Source organism: Ensifer sp. LC163 (genome assembly GCF_001695855.1).
In the GTDB taxonomy this organism is placed as follows: domain Bacteria; phylum Pseudomonadota; class Alphaproteobacteria; order Rhizobiales; family Rhizobiaceae; genus Ensifer.
The window spans coordinates 154,069-166,757 of the sequence record NZ_MBSS01000067.1; the positions used below are offsets into that span (position 1 = coordinate 154,069).

The 12,689-nt window shown below is 65.2% G+C and carries 16 protein-coding genes; 7 read left to right on the forward strand and 9 right to left on the reverse strand.

Going from position 1 to position 12,689, the window contains the following annotated elements; all coding sequences use genetic code 11:
- The first annotated feature begins 1 nt into the window (after position 1).
- The 3 genes from BC360_RS29170 to mnhG are packed head-to-tail and all read left to right on the forward strand — an operon-like array spanning position 2 to position 1,133.
- Positions 2 to 487, forward strand: a complete 486-nt coding sequence (locus BC360_RS29170; protein WP_065781064.1) for a Na+/H+ antiporter subunit E — start codon at positions 2 to 4, stop codon at positions 485 to 487.
- Positions 484 to 765 (forward strand): K+/H+ antiporter subunit F, encoded by a 282-nt coding sequence (locus BC360_RS29175; protein WP_053252119.1) that lies wholly within the window; start codon positions 484 to 486, stop codon positions 763 to 765. Before BC360_RS29170 ends, BC360_RS29175 begins: the two co-directional genes overlap by 4 nt.
- Positions 762 to 1,133, forward strand: coding sequence for a monovalent cation/H(+) antiporter subunit G (gene mnhG / locus BC360_RS29180; RefSeq protein ID WP_065781065.1), 372 nt, complete (start codon positions 762 to 764; stop codon positions 1,131 to 1,133). The genes BC360_RS29175 and mnhG overlap by 4 nt, the downstream gene beginning before the upstream one ends.
- A 2-nt stretch (positions 1,134 to 1,135) precedes the next feature.
- Here the strand turns inward: mnhG and cobM are convergent, their stop codons facing one another.
- Both cobM and cbiE read right to left on the reverse strand, forming a co-directional pair.
- Entirely contained in the window at positions 1,136 to 1,894 is a 759-nt protein-coding gene (gene cobM / locus BC360_RS29185; protein ID WP_065797816.1) for a precorrin-4 C(11)-methyltransferase, read from the reverse strand.
- A 204-nt stretch (positions 1,895 to 2,098) separates the two neighbouring features.
- Positions 2,099 to 3,340, reverse strand: a complete 1,242-nt coding sequence (gene cbiE, locus BC360_RS29190; protein ID WP_139110254.1) for a precorrin-6y C5,15-methyltransferase (decarboxylating) subunit CbiE — start codon at positions 3,338 to 3,340, stop codon at positions 2,099 to 2,101.
- Between cbiE and BC360_RS29195 the strand changes: the two genes are divergently transcribed.
- A complete protein-coding gene (locus BC360_RS29195) occupies positions 3,309 to 4,094 on the forward strand; it encodes a cobalt-precorrin-6A reductase (protein ID WP_065797860.1) in 786 nt (261 codons plus the stop codon). The two genes, cbiE and BC360_RS29195, sit on opposite strands and share 32 nt — an antisense overlap.
- On the opposite strand, the gene BC360_RS29200 is transcribed toward BC360_RS29195, so the two are convergent.
- The 6 genes from BC360_RS29200 to ung form a co-directional block, all read right to left on the reverse strand.
- A complete protein-coding gene (locus BC360_RS29200) occupies positions 4,073 to 4,837 on the reverse strand; it encodes a precorrin-3B C(17)-methyltransferase (protein WP_065797818.1) in 765 nt (254 codons plus the stop codon). The two genes, BC360_RS29195 and BC360_RS29200, sit on opposite strands and share 22 nt — an antisense overlap.
- Positions 4,834 to 5,571, reverse strand: a complete 738-nt coding sequence (locus BC360_RS29205; RefSeq protein ID WP_065797819.1) for a precorrin-2 C(20)-methyltransferase — start codon at positions 5,569 to 5,571, stop codon at positions 4,834 to 4,836. Before BC360_RS29205 ends, BC360_RS29200 begins: the two co-directional genes overlap by 4 nt.
- A complete protein-coding gene (locus BC360_RS29210) occupies positions 5,568 to 6,200 on the reverse strand; it encodes a precorrin-8X methylmutase (RefSeq protein ID WP_065797820.1) in 633 nt (210 codons plus the stop codon). The genes BC360_RS29205 and BC360_RS29210 overlap by 4 nt, the downstream gene beginning before the upstream one ends.
- A 2-nt stretch (positions 6,201 to 6,202) precedes the next feature.
- Entirely contained in the window at positions 6,203 to 7,576 is a 1,374-nt protein-coding gene (gene cobG, locus BC360_RS29215; RefSeq protein ID WP_065797821.1) for a precorrin-3B synthase, read from the reverse strand.
- A gap of 135 nt (positions 7,577 to 7,711) precedes the next feature.
- Positions 7,712 to 8,482 carry a precorrin-6A synthase (deacetylating) gene (gene cobF, locus BC360_RS29220; RefSeq protein ID WP_065797822.1) on the reverse strand — a complete coding sequence of 257 codons (771 nt, stop codon included), beginning with the start codon at positions 8,480 to 8,482 and terminating at the stop codon, positions 7,712 to 7,714.
- A gap of 156 nt (positions 8,483 to 8,638) precedes the next feature.
- Entirely contained in the window at positions 8,639 to 9,337 is a 699-nt protein-coding gene (gene ung / locus BC360_RS29225; RefSeq protein ID WP_065797823.1) for a uracil-DNA glycosylase, read from the reverse strand.
- 209 nt (positions 9,338 to 9,546) lie between these two features.
- Between ung and modA the strand changes: the two genes are divergently transcribed.
- The 3 genes from modA (at position 9,547) to modC (ending at position 12,210) form a co-directional block, all read left to right on the forward strand.
- Positions 9,547 to 10,338 (forward strand): molybdate ABC transporter substrate-binding protein, encoded by a 792-nt coding sequence (gene modA, locus BC360_RS29230; protein ID WP_161952477.1) that lies wholly within the window; start codon positions 9,547 to 9,549, stop codon positions 10,336 to 10,338.
- A gap of 100 nt (positions 10,339 to 10,438) precedes the next feature.
- The gene (modB, locus tag BC360_RS29235) at positions 10,439 to 11,140 is read left to right on the forward strand and encodes a molybdate ABC transporter permease subunit (protein WP_065797824.1); all 702 of its coding nucleotides are present in this window, start codon (positions 10,439 to 10,441) and stop codon (positions 11,138 to 11,140) included.
- Positions 11,137 to 12,210 carry a molybdenum ABC transporter ATP-binding protein gene (gene modC / locus BC360_RS29240; RefSeq protein WP_065781076.1) on the forward strand — a complete coding sequence of 358 codons (1,074 nt, stop codon included), beginning with the start codon at positions 11,137 to 11,139 and terminating at the stop codon, positions 12,208 to 12,210. The genes modB and modC overlap by 4 nt, the downstream gene beginning before the upstream one ends.
- On the opposite strand, the gene BC360_RS29245 is transcribed toward modC, so the two are convergent.
- Positions 12,185 to 12,583, reverse strand: a complete 399-nt coding sequence (locus tag BC360_RS29245; protein ID WP_065797861.1) for a winged helix-turn-helix domain-containing protein — start codon at positions 12,581 to 12,583, stop codon at positions 12,185 to 12,187. The genes modC and BC360_RS29245 overlap by 26 nt on opposite strands.
- Positions 12,584 to 12,689 lie beyond the last annotated feature (106 nt).

A 12,689-nucleotide genomic window follows, 5' to 3' on the forward strand; every position in this document is an offset into this window, starting at 1 on the left:
GATGCGCACCTGGTTCCCCTACCCGCTCCTGTCCGTCGGCCTGCTGCTCATCTGGCTGCTCCTCAACCAATCGGTTGCCACCGGCACCATCGTCATGGGCACGATATTGAGCGTGGCGCTCGGCTGGGTGACGCTCAAGCTCAATCCGACCCGCTCGCATCCACGCCGAATCCTGCGCACGCTGCGCTTTAGCGCCAGCGTTATTCTGGATGTCGTCCGCTCCAACATCGCCGTCATGCTTGTCATCCTGCGCGTCGGCAGGCGGGCGCCGAACTCGGGCTTCCTGACGGTTGACCTCGATCTCGAGGACGAGAACGCGCTCGCCCTGCTGGCCTGCATCATGACGGCGACGCCGGGCACCGCATGGCTTGAATACGATCGCCGCAGAAAGTCGCTGCTGTTCCACGTTCTCGACATGGAAAACGAGGACGTCTGGCTGCAGACGGTGAAGCGCTACGAAGCAGGTTTGAAGGAGATGTTCGGATGACGGAGCTGGCAATCATCTGGTCGATCCTCGCAGCCCAGATCATGCTGGGGCTTGCCATGGCCTTTGCCCTCTACCGCATGGTCAAGGGGCCGCGGGCGCAGGATCGCATTCTCGGCCTCGATACCCTCTACATCAACGCGATGCTGATGCTGTTGTCCTTCGGCATCCGCACCGCCAACAGCATCTATTTCGAATCGGCGCTGATCGTGGCGCTGATCGGCTTCGTCTCGTCGATCGCGTTCGGCAAGTTCCTGATGCGCGGGGAGGTGATCGAATGAGCCACCTGACCGACCTTCCGACCTGGGCCGCCATTGTCGTCTGCGGCCTCGTCCTTCTCGGCTCGGCGATCGCGCTGATCGGCTCGCTCGGGCTGCTCAGGCTGCCGGATTTCTATACGCGCCTGCATGCGCCGACGCTTGCCACCAGCGGCGGCGTCATCCTCATCTGCACCGCCTCGATCGTCTGCTTTGCTGTGCTGCAGAGCCGCTGGGTGTTCCACGAGGTGTTGATCATCGTCTTCGTCATCATGACAACGCCGGTGACACTGATGCTGCTCGGCCAGGCCGCGCTCTATCGCGACCGCGTCGAGGAACGCCGCGGCGTCCCGCTGAAGCAGAAGCCACTTCCCGAACCGGCTGACGAATAGATTTATTCGCGCCCCCTGAACCGCCGCTGATAGGCGGGATCGTAGAGCGAGCTTTCGCGGAAGTCGGAGGCCTCCAGGCCCGGACCGACGAAGATCAGCGCGGTACGCTCGATCGGTTCCTCGGCCACCTTGGTCGCGATCGTGCCTAGTGTGCCACGCACCACCCGTTCATCCGGCCACGACGCCTTGACGACGATCGCCACCGGGCATTCGGCGCCATAGAGCGGCGTCAGCTCCTCGACGACCTGGTCGAGCGCATGGATGGCGAGATGGATGGCAAGCGTCGCACCGGTGGCGCCGAAGCCCGCCAGCGTCTCGGTGTTGGGCATCGGCGAGGCCCTACCGGAAACCCGCGTCAACACCAGGCTCTGGGCGACGGCCGGAATGGTCAGCTCGCGGCCGAGCGTTGCAGCCGCCGCAGCAAAGGCCGGCACCCCGGGCGTCATCGTGTAGCCGATGCCGTGTTTCTCCAGCCGGCGGATCTGCTCGGCAACGGCACTCCAGACCGAGAGATCGCCGGAATGCAGCCGGGCGACGTCCTCGCCCGCTTCCGCGGCGCGCACATACTCTGCCTCGATCTCGTCGAGCGACATCGGTGCCGTATCGACAATGCGTGCGCCGGGCGGGCAATATTGCAGCAATTCCGGCGAGACGATCGAGCCGGCATAGAGGCAGACCGGGCAGCGTCCGATCAGGTCGCGACCGCGAACCGTGATCAGGTCCACAGCCCCCGGACCGGCGCCGATAAAGTGTACCGTCATATGTCTCTCCGAACTTTTTGTAGCGTTTCCCGAACGCTCTATCTCATTATTTTCAAGCAATTCCGAACGCAAAACACTCCGCCCTTTCGCTGGAATTGCCCTAAAGCACATCGCGTATGAACGGGTTCATGCGATGTGCTTTAGGCCATTGTTCTCACGAATGTCGTTGTCCCGAAACCGCTGCGCACTTTCGGGCGACATGCATCAGGTCTTGGCCCAGGACCATTGCGTGACCGGCATCGCCGGCCGCCAGCCCGTCATGCCGCCGACCGGCGACGCCCGGGCGATGTCGATGCGGATCAGCGAGCCACCGAGCCGCGCATGCCGATTGAGCAGCACCGCTTCCATCTCGGTCGTCACGGCGTTGGCAACGAGCCGGCCGCCGCTGTCGAGCGCAGCGATGGCCGCGTCCATGACGCCAGGCTCGCTGCCGCCGCCACCGATGAAGATCGCATCGGGACGCGCCAAGCCCGAAAGCGCCGCCGGCGCCCTGCCCTCGACGACGGTAAGACCGGGTACGCCGAACGCCTCGGCATTGCGGCCGACACGGGCCGCCCGCTCCGGCGAGGCCTCGATGGCGATCGCCCGCATGGCCGGATCGGCCAGCATCCATTCGATGCCGATCGAGCCCGAGCCGGCACCGATATCCCAGAGCAGCTCACCCTTGCGTGGCGCCAGCGCCGACAGGGTCAGTGCCCGCACCTCCCGCTTGGTGATCTGGCCGTCATGTTCGAACAGCGTATCATCGCGCCCGGCGGAAAGCGGTAGCACCCGCCCGCCCTGATCGGCGGCCACTTCGATGGCGCAGACGTTCAGCGGATGGACCAGACCGAGCATGAAACGCGAGGCAATCTGCGTGGTCACGCGTTCGCCGGCACCGCCCAGCGCCTCCAGAACCGTAAGTCGCGACTGACCGAAACCACTTGCCGCGAGCAGCTCGGCGAGCGCCTTCGGCCCCGCTCCATCCGAGGTCAGCGCAAGCACCCGGTTGCCCGGCTGCAGGTGTGGCCGCACCAGGTCTATCGGCCGGCCGTGCAGCGACACGAGCGTTGCCTCCTGCAGCGCCCAGCCCAGACGCGAGGCGGCAAGGCTGAAGGAGGAGGGAGCCGGAAGCGTGCGGATTTCAGTCGCCACAACACGGCGCGCAAGCGTGGCGCCGACGCCGAAGAAGAAGGGATCGCCCGAGGCGAGCACGACGACCGGGCTGCCGCGACGTGCGACGATCTCCTCGACAGAGCGGCCGAACGGGCTTTGCCAGACGCGGCCCTCGCCCTTTATCAGCGAGTGCGTCAGCTCCATGTGGCGGGCACCGCCGTAGACGACGGGCGCGGCAGCAATCAGCCGCTTGGCCTCGTCGCCGAGACCGGCTACACCATCCTCGCCTATGCCGATGATGGTCAACCAGGGGGAGACGATGGCCGGATCGCTGTTCGATACCTCAGCCATGGAAAAACCTCGCATATTGATTCTCGGCGGGACGACCGAGGCGCGGGAGCTGGCGTCTCGCCTCGCCGACGACACCCGTTACGAAACCGCGATCTCGCTTGCCGGCCGCACGGCCGATCCGCGCCCGCAACCGGTCAAGACCCGCATCGGCGGTTTCGGCGGCGCCGAAGGGCTTGCGGCCTTCCTCAGCGCCGAACAGGTCACGCTGGTCGTCGACGCGACGCATCCCTTCGCCGCCCGGATTTCCCATAACGCCGCCACGGCGGCAAAGGCTGCGCAGGTGCGCCTGCTTGCCCTGCGCCGCCCGCAGTGGCAGGCGGAAGCCGGCGACAACTGGACTGGCGTCGGCAGCGTCGCGGAAGCCGTCATCGCACTTGGCGACGTCCCGCGCCGCGTCTTTCTCGCCATCGGCCGGCAGGAAGCCTTTCATTTCGAGGCAGCACAGCAGCACAGCTACGTCATCCGCAGCGTTGACCCGGTGACGCCGCCCCTCAAGCTGCCGGATGCGACGGCGATTCTTGCCACCGGCCCGTTTGCCGAAACGGACGAGATCGAGCTGCTGAGGTCCCATCGCATCGACGTCATCGTCGCCAAGAACAGCGGCGGCAGCGCCACCTATGGAAAGATTGCGGCGGCCCGCAAGCTGGGGATCGCGGTGATCATGGTCGAGCGCCGCAAGCCCGCCGACGTGCCATCGGTCGGAGACTGCGATGCCGCGCTCGAACGCATCGATCAATGGCTGTCTCCCGCATAGAAGCGCGGCGTATAGACCAGATCCGGCTGGCCTTCGCGCGCAACGATGCGCGTCTCCGGCGAGCCGATGATGACGCAGGTCGCCATGTCGGCGCGGTTGGCATCGGCCTCGCCGAGCGGCATGACGGCGATGCGCTCGTCCGGCCGGCCAGCGGCGCGGCCGAAGATCACGGGCACCGATGCCGGCAGCACCCCCCGCAGGATCTCGAATGCCTCGCCAAGCTGCCAGGGCCGCGCCTTGCTGATCGGATTGTAGAGCGCGATCACCAACCCGGCTTCCGCCACCAGCTTCAGCCGCTTGGTGATGATATCCCAGGGCTTCAGGTTGTCGGACAGCGAGATCGCGCAGAAATCGTGGCCAAGCGGCGCGCCGATACGCGCGGCAACAGCCAACATCGCGGTCACGCCGGGCGTCACGACGAGATCGACCGCTTTCCATTCCGCCGGTCCCTTGTCGATCGCCTCGCAGACGGCAGCCGCCATGGCAAAGACACCGGGGTCGCCGCCCGAGACCATGCAGACCTTGGCACCGGCCGCAGCGCGCGTCAGCGCCGCCTGCGCGCGGTCAAGTTCCTCGCGATTGTCCGAAGCGATGCGGATCTGGTCAGGCCTGAGGTTCAGGCGATCGAGATAAGGAATGTAGCCGAAGAATTCCTGCGCCTGCGAGACCGCCTCAGCGGTCTCCGGCGTCATCTGCGCGGCATTGCCGGGGCCGGTACCGACGACATAGAGCGTGCCGCTCATGGCCTGTCCCTCCATCCAGGAACGAGCACGAGCGAGAAGTAAGGCGCCTCGTCATCGGGCTTTTCCGCAAGTGCTGTCATCGCCGCGTTCCTCATCGTGCCGCGCTCCACATAGACGGCCTGGTCGAGCCGGCCGGAGGCGGCAAGCGCCCGGCGGATCTTCGGCAGGTTGCGCCCGACCTTCATGATGACGGCGGCCTCGGTATCGGCAAGACGTCGTCCAAGTTCGCCTTCCGCCATGGTGCCCGGCAGCACCGACAGGACATCGTCGCCCTGGACCAGCGGCAGGCCTGCGAGCGACCAGCAGCCAGACATGGCGGTGATGCCGGGGATGACCTCGACCGGGAAGCGGCCGGCAAGCCGCACATGCAGGTGCATGTAGGAGCCGTAGAACAGCGGATCGCCCTCGCTCAGCACCGCGACGGTCCGACCGGCTTCGAGATGGCTGGCGACCGCATCGGCGGACGCGTTATAGAAGTCGGTGATCTGGCTCTTGTAGGCGCCATCGTCTTTGTCGATCTCGGTGGTGACGGGATAGTAGAGCGGCAGCTCGACGAGACCCGGCTTCAACAGCCCCTCGACGACGGCGCGGCCATTGCCGCTGCGGCCCGCCTTGGCAAAATAGGCGAGCACATCCGCCTCGCCCAAGGCCCTGACGGCCTTGACCGTCAGCAGCTCCGGATCGCCGGGGCCTGTGCCGACGCCGATCAACCGGCCCTTGGCCGCCCCGCTCACAGGCCCGGCCTCGCGAGCGAATTGAGCGCGGCGGCCGTCATGGCGCTGCCGCCGAGGCGGCCGCGCACGATGGCGAAGGGCACACCATAGGAGTTCTCGGCCAGGGCATCCTTCGATTCCGCCGCGCCGACGAAGCCGACCGGCATGCCGATGATCGCTGCCGGCTTCGGTGCGCCATCGCGCAGCATTTCGAGCAGATAGAAAAGCGCTGTCGGCGCATTGCCGATCGCAACGACGGAGCCTGCCATATGCTCGCCCCAGAGCTTCAGCGCCGCGGCCGATCGCGTATTGCCGATCTCGGCCGCCAGTTCCGCCGTGCGCGGATCGCGAAGCGTGCAGATCACCTCATTGCCGGCCGGCAGGCGCGCGCGCGTGACCCCCCGCGCCACCATCTCGGCGTCGCACAGGATCGGTGCGCCGTTCTTCAGGGCGCCACGGGCAGCGGCGACGAAATCGGGAGAGAACACGAACTGCTTCGACGCCTCGACGAGGCCGCAGGCATGCACCATGCGCACCGCGAGATCGGCTTCTTCCTCGGAGAAGGCGGAAAGGTCGGCTTCTGCCCGAATGATGGCGAAGGAACGCTCATAGATGGCGTTGCCATCCCGGATGTAGTCATACTCAGGCATTTCTATCCCTGTTCGAACGCAGCCGAGACGCGCGCGGCACCCAGCCGTGTAAGACAGGACCGCGCCGATTCGCCAGCGTCTTTGTTTTCCCGCACCAGGCCGGCCAGCCGTTCCAGCGCGGATTTCATTCCATTTTCATCGGTGTAGGCATTCGCGCCATCCTTGGCCGCCCCATTTACGACAAGCGCATATCCTGATGGCGCACCCACCAGCGTCAATGCCGACGCCCTGGGGCGGGCGCAACCCTTGACGCAACCGGAGAGATGCACCGTCAGCGAGCCGTCGAGCAGATCCGGCACCGTCTCCACCCATAGCCGCGCCATCGCCTTCGTGTCCATCCATGCGGAAGCGCAGCCGGTGCTGCCGGCGCAGGTGGCGATGTGGTTTCGCGGGTCATCCGCTGCGATGCGAAGGCCCTGCGCTACGGCCAGACGCTGGACCATTGCGGCCGCTTCCCGCTCAAGGCCCAGCACGAAAAAACCGTGACCGGGCGTGAGCCGAATTTCGCGCGCCCCAAGCGCGCTTGCCTGCTGGAGAAAGGCGATGAGGCTGACGGCATCGATCTGGGCAAAGGCGAGCCCGAGGCCAAGGACGGTGCCAGCCGAACCGAGATCATGGATGCCGACAACCGGAGACGGCGGGGCAAAAGCTGCAGGGATGTCGATACCCACGGCAGCCGGCGGACAGAGCGCTTGCACTGCATCGATGTCGAGATCCCGGCCGCGCGCGGCCGGCCCGGTGTTGGTCAACGCTTCCAGAATCCGGATAACGACCGGCACGACCGCCGCGGTTCGAAGCGCATAAATGGGCTTCGCCGTCGCCGCCGTTCCGGCAAGGGAGAGATTCCACCAGATTTCCTCGCCGCGCCCAAAAGCTTGCAGGCGAAGATCGGCAATCATTTCGCCAAGGTGGAACCGACCGCCGCCATCGACGACGATGGCAAGCTTCGGCGCCAGCCGAAAAGCAGCGCCCTGTGCGGCGATCTCCGCGCGTAGCGCAGCGGCGACAATCCGAGGGTCGGTGATTTCTTCTGGGTCGATGCCGGCAAGCGGCGGCGTCTCGATCGCGACGCCATCGGGAACTGTGATTGCCGCTTCGCCGATCGCCTCGGCAAGCCCCGGAACGCTCAGTGCCGTCAGCCCGCGGACCTGCAGGTTGCCGCGCGCGGTAATTTCCAGGACGCCGTTGCCGAAACGCCGGGCGGCCGCCGCAACGGCCGAGAACTGAGCAAGCGTCAGGCTGCCGTCGAGCGGCCGCAGACGCACCAGCAGGCCATCGCCGGTCGGCATCGGTGCGACAAGCGACGGGCAGGCACCCCGACGCATCGATGCGGCGGCATCAGTTGTTTCCGGTGTCGGCACGGCGCAACTGGTCATAGGCTTGTCTCGGTCGCTTCTGGCGCTCGCTCTCTCAGCGGGGCATTTTTCACCAGACGCTATAGCACAGCCACCGACGTTGAGAGAGATCAAAGACGACGGGAAAAAGCCTGGCGAAAGCAAGCGCAACGGCGCCTATTCCTCGAAATCGGCACCCTTGCGCAGGAGGTAGATATCCATGATCCACCCCATGCGCTCCCGCTCCCGAGCACGCGTTGCCAGGATCTCGTCCTTGACGTCGGCAAGGCGGCCGGAGATGACGATTTCGTCAGCCGTTCCGAGATAGGCGCCCCAGTAGATCTCGGCATCGGGATCGTCGATCCGCTGGAATGCCTGCTCGCCGTCGAGCATGACGACCGAGGTCTGGCTGCGCTCGGGAAAACTTTCCGCAAGCCGGCGACCGGTGGTGATCTCGACCGGCTTGCCGACGAGGTTCAGCGGAATACGATGGCTGGCGCAGAGCGCCTGCAGGCTGGTGATCCCCGGAAGAACGTCATAGTCGAACGCGACCTTGCCGCGCGCCTTCACCCGCTCGACGATGCGGATGGTGCTGTCGTAGAGCATCGGATCGCCCCAGACGAGAAAGGCGCCGATTCCGTCTTCGCCCAGTTCCCCGTCGATCAGGCGCTCGTAGATTTCGGCGATGCAGCCGTGCCAGTCGTCAACGCTGCCGTCATAGCTGACGCCCTCGGTGCGCCGGACGGGCACGGCAAACTCGACGGTACGGCTGTCGGCGCGCGTGACGTAGCGTGCGCAGATTTCGCGGCGCACCTCCGCAAGCTCGGTCTTCTTCTCGCCCTTGGTCGGGATGAACAGCACGTCGGCGCGGTTGAGCGCGTTGATCGCCTGTACGGTCATGTGCTCGGGATTGCCGGAGCCGATGCCGATGATCAGAAGTTTCCGCATGCGCGCGCCCTTGCCGGTAGATCAAAGTGTTACAGCGACCTTTGTGCGCCTGAACAGGCGCGCGACGCTGTCGTGTCTTTGGCGGATCGCCGATTGAGACGCAAGACCCGCCGGCGACAGCGACGCAGCCGCCAGCGCCATTGCTTGCCGAGACGCTCAAGACGCCTCCGGATTTTCGGGTAATGTCCAGTCGATCGGCGCGAAGCCTTTCGAGGCGAGGAAGGCGTTCGCCTGGGAAAAATGCCGGCAGCCGAGAAAGCCGGAATGCGCCGAGAGCGGCGAGGGATGCGGCGCCCGCAGCACGAGATGGCGCGAGCGGTCGACGAAGGCGGCCTTCTTCTGCGCGTAGGAGCCCCACAGCAGAAACACCACCGGATGATCGGCCTCGTTGACGGCGCGGATGATCGCATCGGTGAAGCGCTCCCAGCCCCGCCCCTGATGTGACGCCGCCTGCCCGCGCTCGACCGTCAGCACGCTGTTGAGCAGCAGCACGCCCTGCTTCGCCCAGCTTTCGAGAAAGCCGTGACGGGCCGGCGCAATGCCGAGGTCGGTGTTCAGCTCCTTGTAGATATTGACGAGCGAGGGCGGCGTCCGCACACCCGGACGCACGCTGAAGCAGAGCCCGTGCGCCTGGCCGTCGCCGTGATAGGGATCCTGTCCGAGGATGACGACGCGCACCTTGTCGAGCGGCGTCAGGTCGAGCGCCCGAAAATACTCGGGCCCTCGCGGAAAGATCTGCCGTCCTTCGTTGCGGGCACTGAGCAGGAACTGCTTGAGTTCGCCCATATACGGGCTGGAAAATTCCGGCTCCAATGCCGCCTTCCACGTCTCTTCGAGCTTTACTGCCGTTTCCATCACGCCTCCGGTCCGTTTCATCCGCTTGCCGCCCCGGAATTTAGAGCGATAGCCCGCAGCCGCAAGCGCTAACCGCGCGGCCAGCCGCTTGCTTCACGGCTTTTACTAGCGCTTTCCAACAGCATTGTATTTCAATGGATACAACGCTAATCAGGAGGAGATATCGTTATATCCTAAGAAATATCACGAACTTGGTGGAGGCAAGAATGATGAAACAACGCAGACAATGGCTGAAGGGGCTGGTGCTCGCCCTTGGCGTCGCCTGGGCCGGCGCGACCTTCGCGCCGAGCGCCGCCATGGCCGAGGACAAGGTAACGGTGTTTGCCGCCGCGAGCCTGAAGAACGCGCTCGATGCGATCAACGCCGAGTGGCAGAAGGAAAGCGGCAAGGAAACCACCGTTTCCTATGCGGCCAGCTCCGCGCTCGCCAAGCAGGTGGAACAGGGCGCTCCGGCCGACGTCTTCATCTCCGCCGACCTCGCCTGGATGGACTACCTGGCGGAGAAGAAACTGATCAAGGACGACACCCGCTCGGACCTGCTCGGCAACCGCATCGTTCTCGTCTCGGGCAAGGCAGACGCGCAGCCGGTCGAGATCAAGCAGGGCTTCGATCTCGCGGCACTTGTCGGCGACGGCCGCCTGGCGATGGGCGCCGTCGATTCCGTGCCGGCCGGCAAATACGGCAAGGCAGCCCTTGAAAAGCTCGGCGTCTGGTCGAGCGTCGAACAGAAGATTGCAGGCGTCGAAAGCGTGCGTGCCGCGCTGCTGCTCGTTTCGCGCGGCGAAGCGCCCTACGGCATCGTCTACCAGACCGACGCTGCAGCCGATCCGGGCGTCAAGGTCGTCGGAACCTTCCCCGAGGACAGCCATCCGCCGATCATCTATCCGATCGCAATCACCGCGGACAGCAAGAGCGCCGATGCTGCCGCCTATGTCGACTTCATCAAGTCCGACAAGGCAGCACCGCTCTTCGAAAAGCAGGGTTTCATCATCCTGAAATAACAGCGGCCGCCTGTCCAGAGACGGGCGAAGCATCTATCGTTCTCCCGCGCCATGCGGACGACACGCGGCGCGGGACAATTCGACCGGGAGTGGGACGACTTTGGATTGGCTGGAGTTGAGCGACGCGGAATGGACGGCGATCCGGCTGAGCCTGCGCGTGGCCACGGTGGCGATGGTCTGCAGCCTGCCCTTTGCGCTTGGGGTCGCCATGCTGCTCGCGCGCGGACGCTTCTGGGGCAAGACCGTGCTGAACGGCATCATTCACATGCCCCTGATCCTGCCGCCCGTCGTTACCGGCTTTCTGCTGCTGTTGTTGTTCGGGCGTCGAGGGCCGATCGGCGCCTTCCTCGCCGACAATTTCGGCCTGGTCTTTTCCTTCCGCTGGACAGGTGCTGCCCTCGCCTCTGCCGTCATGGCCTTCCCCCTGATGGTGCGCAGCATCCGGCTGTCGATCGAGGTTGTCGATCGCAAGCTCGAGGATGCCGCAACCACGCTCGGCGCCGGGCCGATCTGGGTGTTCTTCACCATCACCCTTCCCCTGATCCTGCCTGGCATCATCGCCGGCATGATCCTCGCCTTTGCCAAGGCGATGGGCGAATTCGGCGCGACCATCACCTTCGTCTCCAACATTCCCGGCGAGACACAGACGCTGTCGTCTGCGATCTACACCTTTACCCAGGTGCCAGGCGGCGATGCCGGCGCCATGCGCCTGACGATCATTTCGATCGTCATTTCCATGGCAGCACTGATGCTGTCGGAATTCCTTGCCTCGCTTGCCGCCAAGCGGACGGTTGCAGCATGAGCCTTGTCGTCGAAGCCCACCATCGGCTCGGAGGCTTTTCCATCGACGCCGCCTTCACTTCGAACGGCGGCATCACCGCGCTGTTCGGCCGCTCGGGCTCGGGCAAAACCTCGCTGATCAACATCATCGCCGGTCTGATGAGACCGGACGGCGGCCGCGTGGTGCTCGATGGCGACATCATCGCCGACAGCCAACGCCGGATCTTCACGCCTGTCCATCGCCGCCGCTTCGGTTATGTCTTCCAGGAAGCTCGTCTTTTCCCGCATTTGAGCGTCAGCAGCAATCTTGCCTATGGCCGCTGGTTTGCCGGCAGGTCAGGAAAGGCCGCCGACATGGAACGCGTCGTCGAGATGCTCGGCATCGGCCATCTGCTCGAGCGCAATCCATCGGCGCTATCGGGCGGCGAGCGGCAACGTGTCGCCATCGGCCGTGCCCTGCTTGCCGCCCCGCGCCTGCTCTTGATGGACGAGCCGCTCGCCGCACTCGACGACGCGCGCAAGGCCGAGATCCTGCCCTATCTCGAACGGTTGCGTGACGATGCGGGTATCCCGATCGTCTATGTCAGCCATTCCGTGAGCGAGGTCGCACGTCTGGCGCAAAGGGTTGTCGTGCTTGAGGACGGCCGGGTAAAGGCATCTGGCGCCGCGGCCGAGGTCTTGAGCACGCCGGCGGCGGCACTGGCAACCGGTCGGCGCGAAGCCGGTGTGTTGCTCGAAGGCGTGGTAGAGACACACGACGCCACCCATGACCTGACGACGGTCCGCGTCGGCGAACGGCTCATCCGGGTACCGAAGATCGAGGCGCCGCAGGGGCACGCCTTGCGCCTGCATATTGCTGCACGCGACGTCATGCTGGCGACGGTTCGCCCGGAAGGTATCAGCGCTCTCAACGTGCTGGAGGGAACGATCGTCAACCTGACAGCGGGCGAAGATGGCAGCGTCGAGGTGCGGGTGGATTGCGGCGGCGCGACGATCGCCGCCCGCATCACCACCTTTTCGCGCGACGCCCTTCAGTTATCTCAGGGAAAGCCGGTTCACGCGATCATCAAGTCCGTGGCGATCGATCACTAACTGGCGCATTCGCCTGGTACGGATCGCGGACCGCTTCCAGCCAGGCAAGATCGTCGGCGATGGCCGCCTTCGCCTTCGCCTCCATCTCGCGATAGCGGCGGATCAGCGTTTCGCCGAAAGGCGTCAGCATCGCACCGCCGCCCTGCTTGCCGCCACGCTGGCTTTCGACCGACGGTTCCCGAAACATCCGGTTCAGCGCGTCGACCAACAGCCAGGCCCGGCGATAGGACATGTCCATGGCCCGGCCGGCAGCCGAAATCGACCCGGTCTCGCGGATGTGTTCCAGAAGCATGATCTTGCCGCGCCCAAGCCTGTCCTCCGGCGGGAAGTCGATGCGCAGAACAGGGCGAAGGTCGTCAGAACGGTCATCCATGCGGGAAACATAGAAGCTTGTGCGGTAAATCGAAAGTCGGCCGGCAGTCAAACCGCGCCGATTTCACATCGGCGGATGCCAGCCAACCATCAAGGGTGCAGAAAAG

Coding starts and splice junctions, on each gene's coding strand:
- cobM (WP_065797816.1), bottom strand. CDS start 1,894: ATGACGGTACACTTTATCGGCGCCGGTCCGGGGGCTGTGGACCTGATC.
- BC360_RS29210 (WP_065797820.1), bottom strand. CDS start 6,200: ATGCCTGAGTATGACTACATCCGGGATGGCAACGCCATCTATGAGCGT.
- mnhG (WP_065781065.1), top strand. CDS start 762: ATGAGCCACCTGACCGACCTTCCGACCTGGGCCGCCATTGTCGTCTGC.
- ung (WP_065797823.1), bottom strand. CDS start 9,337: ATGGAAACGGCAGTAAAGCTCGAAGAGACGTGGAAGGCGGCATTGGAG.
- BC360_RS29200 (WP_065797818.1), bottom strand. CDS start 4,837: ATGAGCGGCACGCTCTATGTCGTCGGTACCGGCCCCGGCAATGCCGCG.
- modC (WP_065781076.1), top strand. CDS start 11,137: ATGAGCCTTGTCGTCGAAGCCCACCATCGGCTCGGAGGCTTTTCCATC.
- modA (WP_161952477.1), top strand. CDS start 9,547: ATGAAACAACGCAGACAATGGCTGAAGGGGCTGGTGCTCGCCCTTGGC.
- cobG (WP_065797821.1), bottom strand. CDS start 7,576: ATGACCAGTTGCGCCGTGCCGACACCGGAAACAACTGATGCCGCCGCA.
- BC360_RS29175 (WP_053252119.1), top strand. CDS start 484: ATGACGGAGCTGGCAATCATCTGGTCGATCCTCGCAGCCCAGATCATG.
- cobF (WP_065797822.1), bottom strand. CDS start 8,482: ATGCGGAAACTTCTGATCATCGGCATCGGCTCCGGCAATCCCGAGCAC.
- BC360_RS29245 (WP_065797861.1), bottom strand. CDS start 12,583: ATGGATGACCGTTCTGACGACCTTCGCCCTGTTCTGCGCATCGACTTC.
- cbiE (WP_139110254.1), bottom strand. CDS start 3,340: ATGGCTGAGGTATCGAACAGCGATCCGGCCATCGTCTCCCCCTGGTTG.
- BC360_RS29195 (WP_065797860.1), top strand. CDS start 3,309: ATGGCCGGATCGCTGTTCGATACCTCAGCCATGGAAAAACCTCGCATA.
- BC360_RS29170 (WP_065781064.1), top strand. CDS start 2: ATGCGCACCTGGTTCCCCTACCCGCTCCTGTCCGTCGGCCTGCTGCTC.